The following is a 16251-nucleotide window of genomic DNA, read 5'->3' as shown; positions in this document are numbered from 1 at the left end:
GGTCACCCTCCCGCAGTGGATATAGAACATACCCATTGGACGGCCGTGGGGGGCAAAAGTCTCCGTCCCGCCATCAAGAACCATCCTCTTCCAGAAAGATTCCACGGACGTCGGTGTCCTGCACCCCTTCTGCCTCAAGCGCCGTACGCAGCCGCTGCCTGAGCTTTTCTACCCTACGGTAGAGTGGCTTCTGCTCTAGCCCCAGCACTCTCGCAACATCGGCTAAACTGTGGCCGTCAGCGAAGCGCATTCGGAAGATCAACCGGTTCTCGGGATCCAATTGCGACATGACCCGATCCAGGGCGGACAGCATCCTGGCGCGAAAGGCATCGGTCTCCCCCAAGTCCATGTCCGGCTGAGATTTACTGGGCATTTCGTCCAGCACGGAATCGGTGGACACCTCCTTGGGGCGGTGCCGCGAGTGCTCGGGAAGCCGGGCCAGCAGACGGGCGAGCTCTGTGTCGGAAAGCTGGGTGCGCCCTGCGGTCCTCAGCTTTTCCCCGGCCTGAGCCAGCGAATATCCCTCGCGATACACCAGAATTTCCAGGTCCTTCGCCGGCGGCCCCAGCCGCTCCGCCATGGCCGAGGCGCGCCACCGGCCACGCATTGCTCGCCAGTACTCAAAGAACTGCCGCGAGACCACCGTCGCGAGGTACGTCTTGATGCTGCTCTCGGCGCGGAATCTTTGGATGATGGCGTAGTCATCCTCCATCAGCCTCAGCTTGATCCAGGAGACGAAGTCTTCGGCCTCGGCGCCCCGCACACCGTGGTCGTTGCAGGTCATCTCCGCCACTCTCTCGATGTGGCGGAGGTGCTCCAGGAACAGGCTCTCGGACTCAAGCCGGTCAGGCATCCGCTACCCGGGACGGAGGATCGCGTGCAAGCACGTGTGGAACCCGTCCCCAAAGTATCGGCTCACAGGGCGTGCATCAACACGGAAGAGACAGGAGTGGGGGAAATCCGCAAGCCACGGCCGACTCTTGTTCCGCACCGCAGAACACCCCGCTCCGCACGGTGGCGGTTTGGGGATGAGACGTCCACGCCGCACCCACTGGTACAATGGCTTTCACCCTCCGCATGACCTTCTCGGGGCTGTGCCTGTTCGCCCCCGAGCCCGCCGGCCGCGGCAACGTCCGCGGCGCCACGGGACGCATGCACGTGCTGATGCCCGGCATGTTCGGGCACGAGCACGGAACCGACCGGCACGTTCCCGTCCTGTCGTACGACGCCGGCTACCTGGCGCAGGGCGGCTCCCTCCTGGGCATTCCCGCGCTGGCCAAGCTCACCGGGCTTACGCTGGCGCCGGTGGCCGGGCAGGAAGCCAGCCTGGCGCTGTGTGGCCACATCGTGGACCTCAAGGAGATCACCAACCGCCCGGTAGACCCCGACCACCTGGGCGCCGACACCAAGAAGAAGCTGGTGTCGCGCGTGACCCTGGGCGGCGGCGGCATCACCCGCGTGGCACCTGGCGCGTGCTGGGAGTGGCGGCCCGGCGAGTTCCGGCCGATCGCCAACAAGGTGGAATGGGAGATCCGCGACGTCCAGGGCGATCGGCTGGAGCTGGTGGGCGAGGCGCTGGGCGGCGGCGGTGCTCCCAAGCCGCTGGGGACGCTGTACCCGGTGAACGGCCGCATCAACCTGGACGTGCTCCACGACACGGGCGAAGACCTGCTAGCCGACCCGATGGCGATGGACCACTCCGCGCCTCCCATGCCGGGCGAGAGCCCGCGGCACTTCTCCGCGTACTACGGGGTGTTCGGCGGCCCGGTGCCCATCGTGCTGCCTAAGTACTGGGGCGCGCTGAGTGATGCTCCCCAGATCGCGAACGGCTGCGAGGTCATTCCGCCGGACATGGGAACCAAGATCTACAACTGCCTGGTCGCGTCCGTGTCGGCTTGACGGGAGCCCGGGGCGCGCCGGCGCGCCCCGGGAAGGGGATCGTCCACTGGGGAGAAGCAAACGACATGTCACGCGCCGTTTCCATTCACATCGGGGTCAACCAGCCGCAGGGGCGGCACGCCGGCCGGCCCCTGCAATACGCCGAAGGGTCCGCCTGGCGGATGGCGGAGCTGGCCAGCCAGGCGGGGTTTGGCTCCATCCTGGTGCTCCGGGGCTCCGAGGCCACGACGCAGGCGCTGCACGAGGCCCTGGCGGGGGCGGCGCAGGCGCTGTGCGGGGGCGACCTGCTGCTCCTGTCGTTCTCGGGGCACGGCAGCCAGGTGCGCGACCGCAACCGCGACGAGGGGTTCGGCTGGGACGAGACGTGGTGCCTGGCCGACGAAGAGATCCTGGACGACAAGCTGGCCGGGTACTGGCGGCTGTTCGACGCCGGCGTGCGCATCGTGGTGGTGTCCGAAAGCTGCTACGGCGGCGGAATGGGCCGGGACGACGAGGATGTGCCTCCGGCTTCGCCGCCCGTGCATCGCCCGCCCGTGATGCGCAACGGCGGGCGGGGCGGATGGGGAACGGCGCGCGGCTTTCGGGCAGAGCCGGAAATGGAGGCGGCGGCACCGTGCATCGCGTCCGCCCCGGCCGACGACCTGGGCATCCGCGCGAGCCTGCTGCTGATCTCCGCGTCCAGCGAAGACCAGGCGGCGCGCGACGGGCTGTTCACCCGCTACCTGCTGGACGTCTGGAACGACGGAACGTTCCGCGGCAGCTACTGCGACCTGTACCGCCGCGTTCGCAAGCACGTGATGGACGAGGCGTGCAGCCAGGAGCCGCAGATCCTGATGCTGGGCGCGCCCGACCTCGCGTTTCCCATGGAGCGCGCCTTCCGCCCGCGCGAGCGGGGCCCCGTCACCCGCGGCCCGCTCGTCCATCGGTAACCACGCCGACGTTTTCCACCGCGTCGGGCGGCATCATCGCGGGGCCATTCATCATCGACGGCTTTCATCCAGAGCGGGGCAGGCTCCTTCGGGCGCCTGCCCCGCCGCACTTCGTCGCGCCGGACGGGTATCATCCCGCGTTCCCGTCGTTCCGAAGGCCCGGATCTGCTCCGCCCCATGATTGCTCGACCGATTCTCCTTCTGGCCCTGCTGCTCGCCGGCTGCGACGCCCCGCGGGAGCGCGGCGCCGAAGCCGACGCCGGGCCGCCCGCCGCCGCCCGCACGCTCGCCCCCGCGCCGGCCGTGGAGCGTGGCGACACCGCGCTGCTGGCGCAGGCCCTGGCGCGTGCGGCGGAGCTGCCGAACCTGCGCGGCATCCTGGTTTCGCAGCGCGGCGAGATCGTGCTGGAACGCTACATCGGCGGGGCGGGCGCGGACCGGGGGACCAACGTGAAGTCCGCGTCCAAGAGCGTGCTTTCCGCGCTGGTGGGCATCGCCATTTCCGAGGGCCACATCCGCGGCATCGACCAGCCGATCTCCGACTTCTTTCCCGCGTACTTCGCGCGTCCGGGCGTGGACCCGCGGAAGCGCGCGATCACCGTGGGCCACCTGCTGTCGATGCAGTCGGGGCTGGAGTCCACCAGCTTCAGCGAGTACGGCGCCTGGGTCAGCAGCCGCCACTGGGTGAACGCCGCGCTGGACCAGCCGATGGTGGACGAGCCCGGCGGGCGCATGCTGTACAGCACGGGGAGCACGCACCTGCTTTCCGCCATCCTCACGCGCGCCACGGGCCGGAGCACCTGGGCGTACGCCAACGAGAAGATCGCGGCGCCGCTGGGCTTCCGCATCCGACCCTGGCAGCGCGATCCACAGGGCATCTTCTTTGGTGGCAACGACATGTACCTGACGCCGCGGCAGATGCTGCGCTTCGGGCAGATGTGGCTGGACGGCGGCGTGTACCGGGGCCGCCGGATCGTCCCCGAGGCGTGGGTGCGCGAGAGCGCCCGCCAGCGCACCACGTCACCTTTCAACGGGCATGGCTACGGGCTGGGCTGGTGGACGCGCGAGTCCGGCGGGCGGCGCGTGGCGTTCGCCTGGGGGTACGGCGGGCAGTACATCTTCGTCGTCCCCGAGCTGGAGATGGTGGCCGTCTTCACCTCGCGATCCGACGGCCCCCGCGCGCCCGGCCACCTCCCCGCCATCCACCGCATCGTCGACGAGAACCTGGTGCCCGGCGCGGCCGCCCGGCTGAACTCGAGCCCCGCGCGCTGACCCGGCGGGCGAACGCGAAGGCTGCCCAATCGCGCTTCCGACCCCGTTCGCGACCTTGCGTCGGGTGCGTAAACATCCGGCACGCCGGTTGCCTACGTGCGTTCCCCCCGGAAGGAGCCGGGGGATGTACAACCATGGAGGTACCCGATGCGCGCCAGGCCCACGCTCGCCCTCGTCGTCACGCTCGCCATCACGGGGTGCGACCGGTCACCGACCGACAATACGCAGCGCCCCACCGAGCCGGTAGACCCGTTGACCGCGCAGGCGGCCAGCACGGGGTGCTCCAGCCGGTGCGGATACCTGATCGACGTGCAGCCGTCCGGCTCGTCGCTCGTGTTCCGCATTACCGAGGATGCCCGGCTGCTGGGCGATCACTCGGACCAGGCGTACAACACGACGGGGGTCTTCGCCTGGAGCCGCGCGCGGGGCACCGTGAGCACTCCGCTGGGCATGCCCCCCGGCGAGGCAGAAGCCCATGCCGCCGCGCGGAACAACTGGGGGCAGACGGTGGGAACCACCTACGGCAATGCTACGGCGTGGGAGCCCAACGGGACTCCCGTGCCGCTGCGCGACCCCGCGACGTCGCGCCGCATCCGGGGCTGGGGGCCGTCGGACATCAACGAGAACTCCGTGATCGTCGGCGGCGGCTACCTGGACGGCTCGCCCAACAATTCGCGGCCCTTCCGCTGGCACTACCAGGAAGGCTTCCAGTTCCTAGTTCCCGACAGTACGACCGGCACGGCGGCGCGGGTCAACGACGCCGGCACCATCATTGGCAGCTACAGGCAGGCGGGATCCGAGGGACCGATGACCTGGTTCACCTGGACGAAGGCTGCCGGCCGCGTCGACATGGGCCCGGGCGAAGCCAGCGCCATTAGCGAGAACGGCCACATCGTAGGCGTGGATGGGGCCGGGGATGGATGGATGCGCACGCCGCAGGGCGAGATGGTCGCGCTGCCCAAGGGCTGGCGGCCGGTCGACGTGAATGATTGGGGCGAGGTGCTTCTGCGCGGCACCGCGGGCGTGGTGCCGCCGAACACGTGCGTGGGTGCCGTCTGGTACAAGGGATACGGGCTGCTCCGGCTGACCTCGCCGAACCCGGATATCCCCTGGTGCAACGTGGTGTCCATCAACTCCTGGGGCGACGTCGTGGGCCACCTGCTCATCGGGAGCAACCAGCCGCGGCGCTACCCCGTCGTCTGGACCTGGAAGAACAACGCGTACCGCTACGTCGCGCAGTAGCGGATATTCCTCCGCAACCGCACCCGCGTTCCGAGCCGCCGCCGAACTTTCCGTTCGGCGGCGGCTTCCGCATGTGCGGTCCCACCCTTTCCCCCGCGCCCGGCGCCCGTGTATTCTGGGCGGTGCGTCGGCACCCGCGTCCCTCTTGAGAATCCTGGTGGAACCATGCACCTGAGCGCCATCGAAAATCCCTCCAGCTCGTGGCTGAAGCTGGCGTACAAGGCTTCGGCGAAGCGGTTCGGAAAGGTGATCGGCCCGCTGAAGGTGATCTATGCCCGCAAGCCGGGGCTGATGGTGCTGGCCCTGCACATCCAGCGCACGATGGAGCACGGGCTGTCGCTGGAGCCGTCGCTGCGCCGGCTGGTGCAGACGCAGGCGGCGCGGCAGAACGGATGCACGTTCTGCGCAGACATCACCCTGGCCGAGGCCATCCGCCAGCGGGTGGGGGCGGAGAAGTTCGCGGCGCTGCCGGACTACCGCACGAGTCCGGTCTTCACGGACCGCGAACGCGCCGCCCTGGCGTTCGTGGAAGAGGCCACCATGCACCGCTCCGTGTCGGCCGAGACGGTGGCGGCGTTGCGCGAGCACTTCAGCGAGGTGGAGATCGTGGAACTCACCTGGCTGAACGCGGCCGAGAACTACTTCAACCTGCAGGCGGCGGTGCTGGGCATCGAGTCCGATGGGCTGGCGGCGCTGGCCTCGGCGCCCCGGAGGGGCTGAATCGGCTGCACGGACGCGCCGCCCGCCGTGCAGACACTCACGGTCCGCACTTCGGGCAGCGGGCGACGAGCTTGCCGTCCCCCGGCAGCTCGCGGGCGAGCCACGCGCGCAGGGCCGACTTGGTGTCGGCGCACACCTGCCGCGCGCCCTTGGCCCCCAGCCGGCCCGGGTGCACGTCGCGGTCTACCTCCGGGCACGTCGCGCGGTGCAGCAGCGGGGCCGAGCGGGTGCGCACCGCCAGCACGAACCCGTCGGGGTGCGTATTGAGCCACCAGCCGTACTCCGCGTCGTCCGCGAACTCTTCCGTCGCGGTCATCGGATCGGGTGAATCGGTCATTCGTCTCCAGGGTAAGCACCAGATTCCAGGAACGCGGATCGGCTGGGCCGCGTCCTCAGGCCGGCGTCGCCGCGCGGGCCGGGTCCTGGCCGTAGTAGCTCGAAAGCTCGTCGTACAGCTCGGGATGGCGTGTGCGAAGCTGCACCGGGCGCTCGAAGAAGCACTCGCTGGCGACGGCAAAGAACTCGGCCTCGTTGGTGGCGCCGTACTGGTCCAGCAGCGTCTTGCGCCCCGTGCGCGCCGCCTTGCGCAGCGCCAGGTAGTGCTCGCTCAGCACCCGTGCCCACGGCGCGTAGAACGCCAGGCGGTCCAGCTCCGGCGTGCCGTCCGCGGCGCCGTCTTCCTGGTCCAGCTGGTGCGCGAACTCGTGCAGGACCACGTTCTTGCCGTCGCGCGGATCGGCGGCGCCATGGCGGGCGCTGTTCCACGACAGCACCACCGCCCCGTCGCCCCACGACTCCCCCAGGTGCACCGCATCGTGTTCCCGCACGATCTCCCCGGCCCTCGCCTCGCGCGGCACCTTGTACGCGGAGGGATACACGATGATGGACCGGAGCCGCGGATAGTAGTCGTCATCGTCCAGGCGCAGCAGGAGCATGCAGGCCTGCGCGGCGATGGTGACGCGCACCTCGTCCGTCATGGTCAGCCCGCCCGCCCCCTCGAAGTTCTTTTCGGCGATGAACACCAGCACCCGGCGCAGCAACTCGTCCCGGTCGGCCTCCGAAAGGCGGGCGAACATGGGCACGTTGCGCTGGATGATCACCAGCCACTCCGGCGGAAACGGCTCCGCGCGGATGCGATCGCGGCGGCGCTTCTTCAGAAATCCAAACACGATGAACCCTGGGTTGCGGGGCGGATAGGAATCTGCGCAACGCGGTGATCAGCGCCGGCGCGCATCCGGCTCCACTCGCATGGACGCGACCACGTCCCCCTCCAGGATGCCGTCGACCACCTCGATCCCCTCGATCACCTCGCCGAAGACCGTGTACTCGCGAACCAGGCGGGGATTGTCCTTGAGGTTGATGAACCACTGCGCATCACCCGTGTCGTGCCCGCGCGTGCTCATCGCCACGGTGCCGCGGGGATGCGCGACAGTGCCGAGCTCGTCGCGCAGGTAGTGGTGATGGCCCACGTACTCGTTGGTGCCCGGGGCGCCGCCCTGGATCACGAAATCCGGCTCCACGCGGTGCCAGTTGCCGCCGTCGTAGTAACCGCCGCGCACGAGCTCCAGCACGCGAGCCGCCATCATCGGCGCCACGTCGCCGCGCAGCCGCACCACGAACGACCCGCCGCCGGCATCGGGGGACATCGTCACGCGGACGCGCACCTCCTGGCCGAGCGCGAGTGCCACCGCGTCCGGCGGGAGATCGAACCGCGGCGCGGGCGGGCGATCGTCGCTCACGGGGCGTCCGGCCGCTTCGAGCAGCGCCACGCGAACGTCGCGCTCCGATTCGTTCGCGCGGTGCACCCAGCGATCGAAGGCGTCGTTGGCGGCTGTGCGCACGCCGGGCGCGGAGGACCCCTTCAGCGCGATGGCGGCGGCGCGGACGGCCTGCGCCTGATCGCCAGCCAGTGCCGCCAGGTACACGTCATCTTCCGCATGGCCCGTCAGCTTCGACAACGCGTCGAGCGCCGCCTCCTGCACGTTGCCGTCCGGGTCGCGTGCGAGGGCGCGCAGGCGAGCGGTGTCGGCCAGGATGGCGGCGGCGCGCGCGGCGTACAGGCGCACGTGCCAGTCGGAATGCGTCGCGAGCCCGCCGAGCCGCGCCCGCGCCTGCTCCGGCGCGATCCGCGCGAGGCTGACCGCCGCGTGGGCGCCCGCATGCCACGACACGCCTCCCGCGGCGCGCCTGCGTGTCTCGCCCGGCAGCGAATCCACCCACCCGCTCAACACGCGCACGAAGGCCGAATCGGCCCCGCACGTGGTGTCCGCGACGGCGGCGGCGCGGAGGCGCACGTGCCACACGCTGTCGTCCAGCGCGGTCCGGAGTGCGCCACAGTCGGCGCGCTGGGCGGCGAGCGCACGGTAGCGAAGGCGCCACGCGGGCTCGGGCCATGCGTGAGGCGCGGCGACCGAGGGCAGCGAATCGCGCGCGCCGAAGAGCGGATCGCGGATGCGCCCCAGCGCGCGGCGGGCGATCAGCCGCACGCGCGGGTCGGCGTGCCGCAGCCCCGCCGGGATGGCCATGGTAGAATCACGCCGGTCTTCTGCGACGAGAATCCGCCCGATCAGGGCCGAGTCCACACGCGTTTGCGCCAGGGTGGGCGCGGGCGCGAGCAGCAGGAGGAGGATCCAGAGCTTTTTCATCGATCGGAGCCGGATTCGGGAGCGGCCGTTTGTCAGGGCTGAGGAAGTTGGCGCCCGGAGCGCACTATTCGGGCTGCCACAACTCGATGGCGTTCCCCTCCGGATCATGGATACGCGCGAAGCGGCCGACGCCCGGCATGTCCCACTCGGGCTTGGTGATTACCTCGATCCCCGCCGCGCGGAGCGCCGCGCACTGGCCGTCGAGATCGTCCACGCGCAGGTTGAGCATCCACTGGCGGTCCGCGGCAAAGTAATCGGTGTCGGACTTGAACGGCGCAAAGACGCTGGGCCCCGCCTGCGTGTCCCACGAGCCGTAGGGGGCCGACCCCACGCCGAGATGCTCGGCATACCAGGCCTGCAATGCCTTCGGATCCTTTGCGCGGAAGAAAAACCCGCCGATTCCGGTCACGCCCATTCTCGCCTCGCCGTTGAAAGCTTCGAAGATCCCGCGGCCCACTCCAGCCTTGTGCAGATCGTGGCGCTGCCGGCATCCCGTTCCCCTGCTGGGCCTCAGTGTACCGCCGTGGATGGCACCGTGGCGAGGTCCACGCCGGAATCCGCCACGGCCAGGGCGTCGTGGCGGCCGGCCGGCTCGCGCAGCAGCTGGTAGATGATGATGGCGCCGAACGTCGCGGTGCCGATGCCCCCGATGGAGAACCCGCCCAGCTTCAGCACCAGGTCGCCCGTGCCGATGATCAGGGTGACCGAGGCCGTCACCAGGTTGCGGTTGTTGGAGAAATCCACCCGGCTCTGCACCCAGATACGCGCGCCCGTAACCGCGATCAGCCCGAAGAGCACCAGCGACAACCCACCGAGCACCGGACCCGGGATGGTCCCCACGAGCGCGCCGAACTTGGGTGACAATCCCATGATCACCGCCGCGACCGCCGCCACCACGAAGATGAGGGTGGAGTAGATGCGCGTCACCGCCATCACCCCGATGTTCTCGGCGTAGGTCGTCACACCCGTGCCGCCGCCCGCCCCCGCCACCATGCACGCCAGCCCGTCGCCCAGGAACGCGCGGCCCAGGTAGCGGTCCAGCGACTCCCCCGTCATGGCCCCCACCGCCTTGACGTGCCCCAGGTTCTCCGCCACCAGCACCAGGGCCGCCGGGGCGAAGAGCAGCGCCACGTCCCAGCGGAAGACGGGACGCGAAAAGTTGGGAAGGCCCACCCACGCCGCCTCGCGCAGCGGCGCGAAGTTCACCGCCGGCCCCAGCCCCATTCCGTTGGCCAGCACCAGGTACAGCAGGTAGCCGAGCACTCCGCCCAGCAGGATGGGCACGCGGCGCAGCAGCCCGGGCGCGTAGACGGCCACGGCGCAGGTCGCCAGCACCGTCGCCAGCCCGATCGCCGTGTCGAAGCCGCTGCCGCTGATGCCGCGCACCGCCACAGGCGCCAGGTTCAGCCCGATCACCGCCACCACCGCGCCGGTGACCACGGGAGGCATCAGCCGCTCCATCCACCGGTATCCGGTCGCCATCACGATCAGGCCGATGAGGGCGTACAGCGCCCCCGCCGCGATGATGCCGCCCAGCGCCACGCCGATGTTGGGGTTCGGCCCCTTGCCCGCGTACCCCGTGGCCGTCGCCGCGACCGCCACGAAGGCGAAGCTGCTCCCCAGGTAGCTGGGCACCCTGCCGCCCACGACCACGAAGAAGAGCAGCGTTCCGATCCCCGAGAAGAACACGGAGGTGTTGGGATCGAAGCCCATGAGGATGGGCACCAGCACCGTGGCGCCGAACATGGCGAACACGTGCTGCACTCCGACGACGAGTGTCTGTCCCCATGGCAGGCGCTCCTCGGGGCCGATCACCCCGCCGGCGGCGGGCGTCCAGCGTGGGAAAAAGCTTGCGCGTGCGGGCGAGGGCATGGATGGACCGATGGGGACGATGTGGACGTGGCAGGGCGGGAGGCACCAAACAAGCACACCGGAGGCGGGCCGCGCAAGGCGGACCGCCCTACGACGGCGGTGCCCGGGCCAATGTAAGTCGCTGCCGGCGATCACGCCCACGTCGTGGCGCCACGCGCGCAGTTGCATATATAAAATGGCATATTAAGTTTGCTGGACCTGTGAGCGGCTCGTCCGGACCGGACGAGTACCCCCGACAGCCAGCCTTTCGTCAGCGAGGTGGACGATGAAGAAGAAGCTCAGATTGCAGATCGACGAACTGCGCGTGGAGCAGTTCAACACACATCCGGACTCGCCAGTGAGCCGCGGAACGGTTCATGGATTCGAAACGGACGGTATTGGCCTCAGCGAGCCGTGCAGGTACTGCCTCCCCCCTCCGTATGAAACTTGGTCCTGTGATTGGAGCGGGTGCTGCTGAGCCTCCGTTCACCATCAACAACAAGTGGATAAGGTAAGTGCGGAGGCACTCCCTGGTCGAACGGAGCGCCTCCGCTGCGTCGTGCGAACGTCTTGCTTTGTCCGCTCACCCCAGCCCGAGCGGGCGGCTATCCTGATGGAAAGTGACGGGTGAACGAAGGTCCGGCCGCGCAACGTTGCGCTGAGGTCGGCGGCGCCCGCCGGACAGCGCGCGGTCGTCGGCTGGGAAATCAGCCCAGGGTGAGCACCAGCGCGACGATCACCGCGATCGCGACGGCTACCGCGGCGAGCATCCCCACTCTCGACGGGGAGCGCGAGGGGGCAGCGGCCTCAGCCCGGGGCACGCCGCCGCCGGCCTTTTCCACCATCACCTCGTACAGCGGAAACAGGTCGGCCGCGGTGAACTCGGTCGCGTACCCGCCGCGCTCCAGGGGCTCACGAACGTCCCGCGCCTGCAGGATCCAGGCATCGAGCTCTTCCGGCGTGCCCGCTACCGTCCCGTCACGTACGGTTTGGGCGGCCATCTCGCGTGTGGCCGAGCGGACTTCGTCGGGAAAGTGGTACCGCGGCGGTCGCATGGATGATCTCTTCTCTGGGTTCGGCTGGCTGCCTGGTGGCGCGTCCGAACGATCCCGACAAGCAAGAACCCCACCGCCCATGTGACGGGACTGCCCTCCCTCCAATTCTCGTGCGAGATCGGGTGCGGCTCTCCGATGTCTGCGCCACGACGGCGGGCGGGTCGGCGGTGACGCGGACGCCTTCCGCGCCAGGGCTGATGTCGACCACGCAGTCGCTGCCGGCGATGACGTGCATGCCGTACACTCCACGTACGGTGCCTTGCTTAGCGAAATCAGTCGTATTACGTTTTGTCGCAACGTCGGATGCGGCTTGCCCAGCATGGGCGAGTGCCGCCCGGTCCTAACGTGTCAGCAGCGAGGTGAGCAATGAAGAAGAAGCTCAAATTGGAGATCGAGAAGCTGTCCGTCGAGCAGTTCGAGGCACAGCCGGACTCGCCGGTGACCCGCGGAACGGTGCATGGCTTCGATTCCCACTATTCCTACAGTGAGCCGGACCGCTGCATCTGCCAACCTATGCCGGGCAGCCAGCACCTGTATTTCAGCGACTGCTGCTGAACCTCACCGCGCACCAGCATCAACAAGCGAAGAACGCGTGCGGAGGCGCTTTCCTGGATTGAAGGGAGCGCCTCCGCTGCGATTATGCGAATCGTCGTGCTTTGGCCCCTCACCCTTAGCACCCGCGCGAGGTAGGGCGCGGTGCGGCTCCCTGGCGCGGCAGCCATGGCGGGCGGACCGGCGGCGACCACGCGCCCGCCTTCCTCGCCCGCGCCGGGGCCGACGTCGATCACCCAGTCGCTGCCGGCGATCACGTGGGTTGCGCTGTGCGCCTACTCCAGGTAATTTCACCTCAACCGATACGTAATCCGCAACATTTTTGAGGAGGGCGAAACATGAGCATCAACCCGAAGAAACTGCGGCTGAACGTGGACGAGCTGAAGGTAGAGGCGTTCGCGACCGGCAAGGGCGCGGCAACGCAGGGGACTGTGAACGGCTACGACCCCAGCGGCGGCACGGACGGCACCTGTGACGGCAACAGTTGCAGTGGTCCCGACAATTGCTTCTGCCCGCTGACCGAGCCCCCGACCGCCTGCTGCTGAGGACGGCCCTATACCAGGAGGCGTCGGGTTATCCCGGCGAAAGGACGACCGAGACATGGCTTTTGCCGTGGCGCGGTCGTTTTTGTCTGCGGATGAGTCCTGTCAGGGGGCGCTGAGCCAAAGCGTGCAGATCGGCAGCTTCATACTGGCTGATTGGCTGGCGCCACCGGGGCCTCATCTGCCGCCGATGCGAAGGGCTGCCTCACCCCAACTCTCGTGCGAGATAGGGCGCGGTGCGGCTTTCCGGCGTCTGCGCGACTACGGCGGGCGGGCCCGCGGCGACCACGCGGCCGCCTTCCTCGCCCGCACCGGGGCCGATGTCGATCACCCAGTCGCTCCCGGCGATCACGTGCATGTCGTGCTCGACCACCACGACCGTGTGGCCGGCATCCACCAGCCCGTGCAGCTGCGCCACCAGCTTCTCCACGTCGGACGGGTGCAGGCCGGTGGTGGGCTCGTCCAGCACGTAGAGCGAGTGGCCGCGTTGCGAGCGCTGCAGCTCGGTGGCGAGCTTGATCCGCTGCGCCTCGCCGCCGGATAGCTCCGTGGCGGGCTGGCCCAGGCGCAGGTAGCCCAATCCGACTTCCCGCAGCACGTGCAGAGAGCGGCGCACGGTATCTTCCCCCGCGAAGAACTCGTACGCGGCATCCACCGTCATCCCCAGCACCTCGGCGATGTTGCGCCCTCGCAAACGGATCTCCAGCGTCTGCGCGTTGTAACGCGCGCCGTGGCAGGCGGGGCAGGGCGCGTAGACGCTGGGGAGAAAGAGCAGTTCCACCATCACGAACCCCTCGCCCTCGCACGTCTCGCAGCGCCCCTTAACCACGTTGAACGAGAACCGGCCCGCGTCGTAGCGCCGCTTCTTCGCGTCCGGCGTGGCGGCGAAGAGGCGGCGGACGTGGTCGAACAGCCCCGTGTACGTCGCCAGGTTGCTGCGCGGCGTGCGCCCGATGGCCTTCTGGTCCACCTGCACCAGGCGGCGGATGCCCTCCATCCCGCCCGCGATCCGCCCGCCGACGGGGATGGTGGACGGATGGTCGGCATCGTCCTCGTCTTCCGCTGACGTGGGGATCTCGTGGCCCAGGTGCCCGGCGACGAGCTCCACGAGCACCTGGCTCACCAGGCTGCTCTTGCCTGATCCCGATACGCCGCTGACGCTGGTGAACACGCCCAGCGGAAAGCGCACATCCAGCTCGTGCAGGTTGTTGCGGGTGACGGATTCCAGGGCCAGCCATCCCTTCGGCTCGCGCGGCATGCCCGCGGGCGGCCGCGTCTCGCCGAAGAGGTGGCGGCGCGTCTGCGACTCGGCCACGTCCGCGAGGCCCGCGGGCGGGCCGCTGTAGAGCACGCGTCCGCCGCCCTCGCCCGCTGCGGGGCCCACGTCCACGATCCAGTCGGCGTGGCGGATGACATCCATCTCGTGCTCCACCACGAAGAGCGAGTTGCCCGCGGCCAGCAGCCCGTCCAGCGCGCGGAGCAGCGCCTCGGTGTCCGCCGGATGCAGGCCGGCGGAGGGCTCGTCGAGCACGTAGACCACGCCGAACAGGTTGGATCGCACCTGCGTGGCGAGCCGCAGCCGCTGCAGCTCGCCAGGGGAGAGCGTGGGCGTGCTGCGCTCGATGGACAGGTATCCCAGTCCCAGGTCCAGCAGCACCTCCAGCCGCGCCGCCAGGTCCTGGGCGATGCGGTGCGCCACGAGCGCCCGTTCCGGGTGATCCACATCCTCCGCTCCCCCCGCCGTTCCTTGCGCGTACGGGCGGACGAGCGCGGCCAGGCGCGCCAGCGGCAGGCGGCCTAGCTCGGTGATGTCCATCCCCGCGAACGTCACCGCCAGCGACGCCGGGTTCAGCCGTTTGCCGCCGCACGCGGGGCAGTCGGTGCTGAGCATGTACTGCATCACCCGCCGCCGCATGGACGCGCTCTGCGTGTTGGCGAAGGTGTGCAGCACGTGCCGGCGCGCGCTGCTGAAGGTGCCCATGTAGTTGGGCTCCTCCTTGCGCTTGAGCGCCTTTCGCGTCTCCTCCGGCGTATAGCCGGGGTAGACGGGGACGACGGGCTGCTCGTCGGTGAAGAGGATCCAGTCGCGGATGTCCTGCGGCAGGTCGCGCCAGGGACGGTCCACGTCGTAGCTAAGGGTGACCAGGATGTCGCGCTGGTTCTGCCCGCCCCACGCCTGCGGCCACGCGGCGACGGCGCGCTCGCGGATGGTGAGCGACGGGTCGGGCACCATGGACTGCTCGGTGACCGTGTAGATGCGGCCGTGCCCGTGGCACTGGGGGCAGGCGCCCTCGGGGGTGTTGGGGGAGAAGGCCTCGGCGTAGATGATGGGCTGGCCGGGCGGGTAGTCGCCGGCGCGCGAGTACAGCATCCGCAGCAGGTTGCTGAGCGTGGTCACGCTGCCGACGGACGAGCGCGTGGTGGGCGTGCCGCGCTGCTGCTGCAGGGCCACGGCGGGCGGAATGCCGTCGATCTCGTCGACGTCGGGGATGCCCATCTGGTGGAACAGCCGCCGCGCGTACGGCGCCACCGACTCCAGGTATCGCCGCTGCGCCTCGGCGTACAGCGTGCCGAACGCGAGCGACGACTTGCCCGATCCTGAGACCCCGGTGAACACCACCAGCGCGTCGCGGGGAATGTCGACGTTCACGTTCTTGAGGTTGTGCTCCCGCGCCCCCCGCACCCGCACGAACTTATGTGCGCCACCCGTCCCGCCGCTGTTCCGTGCCTTCATGCCTTCAGCCGCCCGTGGTGTTTCTGATGATGCAAATTTTCCGAAGCGTGGTAGACAAGATCGTATACGGATTTAGCCATCCTGCTCCAGTCCGTTGCGGAGCCGGAACGCCAAGTATTGGAGCCGCGTCGCACGCCGCTCCAGCCCAGCAGCTAGCTGTTCCGCGCTCTGTGACGTCGGATTCCGATTACCGGATAGCCACGCTTCGATTGCAGCACGGCTAATCTCCGCATCCTTCGCGAGAAGGGTGCGGGGCAGCTCACTCTCCCGGATGATCTCCTGTACTAACCGTTGCAGCTTCTCCGATTCACTCACGCTCCAGCCTCCGACGAGCGGTACGGGAATCCGTTGACAAAATCAAGTAGGCGGATTACCATACAGAGACAAGGAAGGGCAGTCGCTCACCCCGCCAAGAGTTCGCGACTGCCCTCTATCTCCCAATCTGCCGGATGGCAGATCAGGATGTCTACACGATAGGCATCCTCCGCCGGAGGCGCAAGCAACGAGGAGGATGCGATGAAGATGGATGGAGCCTCACCCGCGCGCTGGCTGGAGATGCTGGTTGATCGCTTCGGTGCTCTGGAGGCCGTCGCGTACTCCTCAATCAAGCTCTCCCGCTACGTCTCCGAGTGCGAGATGTCAATGGACCTGCTGGTTGCCGAGGCCGTGCTGGAGTTCGGTGAGGATCTACGCAACGCGCAGGAGGCCGCGGGCGAGTGGACCGACGAGGTGCTGGCCCAAGCTTCCGGCCGAGACGTGACGCATGAGAGCCTCCACAACGCGATCTCACAAAGCTCGTAGCGCGCGGTA

Annotated in this window: 16 protein-coding genes; 8 read left to right on the top strand and 8 right to left on the bottom strand. The window is 68.9% G+C overall.

Annotation, left to right across the window (positions count from 1 at the left end; all coding sequences use genetic code 11):
- Positions 1-73: 73 nt before the first annotated feature.
- Complete coding sequence (locus VF632_RS27255) at positions 74-853, bottom strand: sigma-70 family RNA polymerase sigma factor (RefSeq protein WP_331026120.1); 780 nt, start codon at positions 851-853, stop codon at positions 74-76.
- A gap of 206 nt (positions 854-1059) precedes the next feature.
- On the opposite strand from VF632_RS27255, the gene VF632_RS27250 reads away from it, so the two are divergent.
- The 5 genes from VF632_RS27250 (at position 1060) to VF632_RS27230 (ending at position 6062) form a co-directional block, all read left to right on the top strand.
- On the top strand, positions 1060-1899 hold the full coding sequence (locus tag VF632_RS27250; RefSeq protein WP_331026119.1) for a hypothetical protein: 840 nt from the start codon (positions 1060-1062) through the stop codon (positions 1897-1899).
- 65 nt (positions 1900-1964) lie between these two features.
- Positions 1965-2828, top strand: a complete 864-nt coding sequence (locus VF632_RS27245; RefSeq protein WP_331026118.1) for a caspase family protein — start codon at positions 1965-1967, stop codon at positions 2826-2828.
- 177 nt (positions 2829-3005) lie between these two features.
- On the top strand, positions 3006-4100 hold the full coding sequence (locus VF632_RS27240; protein ID WP_331026117.1) for a serine hydrolase: 1095 nt from the start codon (positions 3006-3008) through the stop codon (positions 4098-4100).
- 147 nt (positions 4101-4247) lie between these two features.
- The gene (locus VF632_RS27235; protein ID WP_331026116.1) at positions 4248-5342 is read left to right on the top strand and encodes a hypothetical protein; all 1095 of its coding nucleotides are present in this window, start codon (positions 4248-4250) and stop codon (positions 5340-5342) included.
- Between the two features lie 165 nt (positions 5343-5507).
- Positions 5508-6062, top strand: a complete 555-nt coding sequence (locus VF632_RS27230; protein WP_331026115.1) for a carboxymuconolactone decarboxylase family protein — start codon at positions 5508-5510, stop codon at positions 6060-6062.
- A gap of 37 nt (positions 6063-6099) precedes the next feature.
- On the opposite strand, the gene VF632_RS27225 is transcribed toward VF632_RS27230, so the two are convergent.
- The 6 genes from VF632_RS27225 to VF632_RS27200 form a co-directional block, all read right to left on the bottom strand.
- Entirely contained in the window at positions 6100-6399 is a 300-nt protein-coding gene (locus tag VF632_RS27225) for a hypothetical protein (RefSeq protein WP_331026114.1), read from the bottom strand.
- 55 nt (positions 6400-6454) lie between these two features.
- Positions 6455-7231: a M90 family metallopeptidase gene (locus tag VF632_RS27220; RefSeq protein ID WP_331026113.1), complete on the bottom strand. Its 777-nt coding sequence runs from the start codon at positions 7229-7231 to the stop codon at positions 6455-6457.
- Between the two features lie 48 nt (positions 7232-7279).
- Positions 7280-8707: a peptidylprolyl isomerase gene (locus VF632_RS27215; RefSeq protein WP_331026112.1), complete on the bottom strand. Its 1428-nt coding sequence runs from the start codon at positions 8705-8707 to the stop codon at positions 7280-7282.
- 64 nt (positions 8708-8771) lie between these two features.
- Positions 8772-9122: a VOC family protein gene (locus VF632_RS27210; RefSeq protein WP_331026111.1), complete on the bottom strand. Its 351-nt coding sequence runs from the start codon at positions 9120-9122 to the stop codon at positions 8772-8774.
- Between the two features lie 95 nt (positions 9123-9217).
- Positions 9218-10579 carry a solute carrier family 23 protein gene (locus VF632_RS27205; RefSeq protein ID WP_331026110.1) on the bottom strand — a complete coding sequence of 454 codons (1362 nt, stop codon included), beginning with the start codon at positions 10577-10579 and terminating at the stop codon, positions 9218-9220.
- Between the two features lie 686 nt (positions 10580-11265).
- On the bottom strand, positions 11266-11613 hold the full coding sequence (locus tag VF632_RS27200; protein ID WP_331026109.1) for a hypothetical protein: 348 nt from the start codon (positions 11611-11613) through the stop codon (positions 11266-11268).
- 366 nt (positions 11614-11979) lie between these two features.
- Between VF632_RS27200 and VF632_RS27195 the strand changes: the two genes are divergently transcribed.
- Positions 11980-12168, top strand: a complete 189-nt coding sequence (locus VF632_RS27195) for a hypothetical protein (RefSeq protein ID WP_331026108.1) — start codon at positions 11980-11982, stop codon at positions 12166-12168.
- A gap of 335 nt (positions 12169-12503) precedes the next feature.
- Complete coding sequence (locus tag VF632_RS27190) at positions 12504-12710, top strand: hypothetical protein (protein ID WP_331026107.1); 207 nt, start codon at positions 12504-12506, stop codon at positions 12708-12710.
- Between the two features lie 202 nt (positions 12711-12912).
- On the opposite strand, the gene VF632_RS27185 is transcribed toward VF632_RS27190, so the two are convergent.
- Positions 12913-15441: an excinuclease ABC subunit UvrA gene (locus VF632_RS27185; RefSeq protein WP_331026106.1), complete on the bottom strand. Its 2529-nt coding sequence runs from the start codon at positions 15439-15441 to the stop codon at positions 12913-12915.
- Positions 15442-15957: 516 nt separating this feature from the next.
- Here VF632_RS27185 and VF632_RS27180 point away from each other — a divergent pair.
- Positions 15958-16242: a hypothetical protein gene (locus tag VF632_RS27180; RefSeq protein WP_331026105.1), complete on the top strand. Its 285-nt coding sequence runs from the start codon at positions 15958-15960 to the stop codon at positions 16240-16242.
- The last annotated feature ends 9 nt before the right edge of the window (positions 16243-16251 follow it).

This window comes from Longimicrobium sp., from assembly GCF_036388275.1.
GTDB lineage: Bacteria > Gemmatimonadota > Gemmatimonadetes > Longimicrobiales > Longimicrobiaceae > Longimicrobium.
Note: the sequence above shows the minus strand (reverse complement) of the source record. Positions and strands in the feature narration are given on the sequence as shown.

What these genes read in the sequence shown, in the direction of transcription:
- VF632_RS27255 (WP_331026120.1), bottom strand. Translation starts at nt 853, where the DNA reads ATGCCTGACCGGCTTGAGTCCGAGAGCCTGTTCCTGGAGCACCTCCGC.
- VF632_RS27250 (WP_331026119.1), top strand. Translation starts at nt 1,060, where the DNA reads ATGGCTTTCACCCTCCGCATGACCTTCTCGGGGCTGTGCCTGTTCGCC.
- VF632_RS27245 (WP_331026118.1), top strand. Translation starts at nt 1,965, where the DNA reads ATGTCACGCGCCGTTTCCATTCACATCGGGGTCAACCAGCCGCAGGGG.
- VF632_RS27240 (WP_331026117.1), top strand. Translation starts at nt 3,006, where the DNA reads ATGATTGCTCGACCGATTCTCCTTCTGGCCCTGCTGCTCGCCGGCTGC.
- VF632_RS27235 (WP_331026116.1), top strand. Translation starts at nt 4,248, where the DNA reads ATGCGCGCCAGGCCCACGCTCGCCCTCGTCGTCACGCTCGCCATCACG.
- VF632_RS27230 (WP_331026115.1), top strand. Translation starts at nt 5,508, where the DNA reads ATGCACCTGAGCGCCATCGAAAATCCCTCCAGCTCGTGGCTGAAGCTG.
- VF632_RS27225 (WP_331026114.1), bottom strand. Translation starts at nt 6,399, where the DNA reads ATGACCGATTCACCCGATCCGATGACCGCGACGGAAGAGTTCGCGGAC.
- VF632_RS27215 (WP_331026112.1), bottom strand. Translation starts at nt 8,707, where the DNA reads ATGAAAAAGCTCTGGATCCTCCTCCTGCTGCTCGCGCCCGCGCCCACC.
- VF632_RS27210 (WP_331026111.1), bottom strand. Translation starts at nt 9,122, where the DNA reads ATGGGCGTGACCGGAATCGGCGGGTTTTTCTTCCGCGCAAAGGATCCG.
- VF632_RS27205 (WP_331026110.1), bottom strand. Translation starts at nt 10,579, where the DNA reads ATGCCCTCGCCCGCACGCGCAAGCTTTTTCCCACGCTGGACGCCCGCC.
- VF632_RS27200 (WP_331026109.1), bottom strand. Translation starts at nt 11,613, where the DNA reads ATGCGACCGCCGCGGTACCACTTTCCCGACGAAGTCCGCTCGGCCACA.
- VF632_RS27195 (WP_331026108.1), top strand. Translation starts at nt 11,980, where the DNA reads ATGAAGAAGAAGCTCAAATTGGAGATCGAGAAGCTGTCCGTCGAGCAG.
- VF632_RS27190 (WP_331026107.1), top strand. Translation starts at nt 12,504, where the DNA reads ATGAGCATCAACCCGAAGAAACTGCGGCTGAACGTGGACGAGCTGAAG.
- VF632_RS27185 (WP_331026106.1), bottom strand. Translation starts at nt 15,441, where the DNA reads ATGAAGGCACGGAACAGCGGCGGGACGGGTGGCGCACATAAGTTCGTG.
- VF632_RS27180 (WP_331026105.1), top strand. Translation starts at nt 15,958, where the DNA reads ATGAAGATGGATGGAGCCTCACCCGCGCGCTGGCTGGAGATGCTGGTT.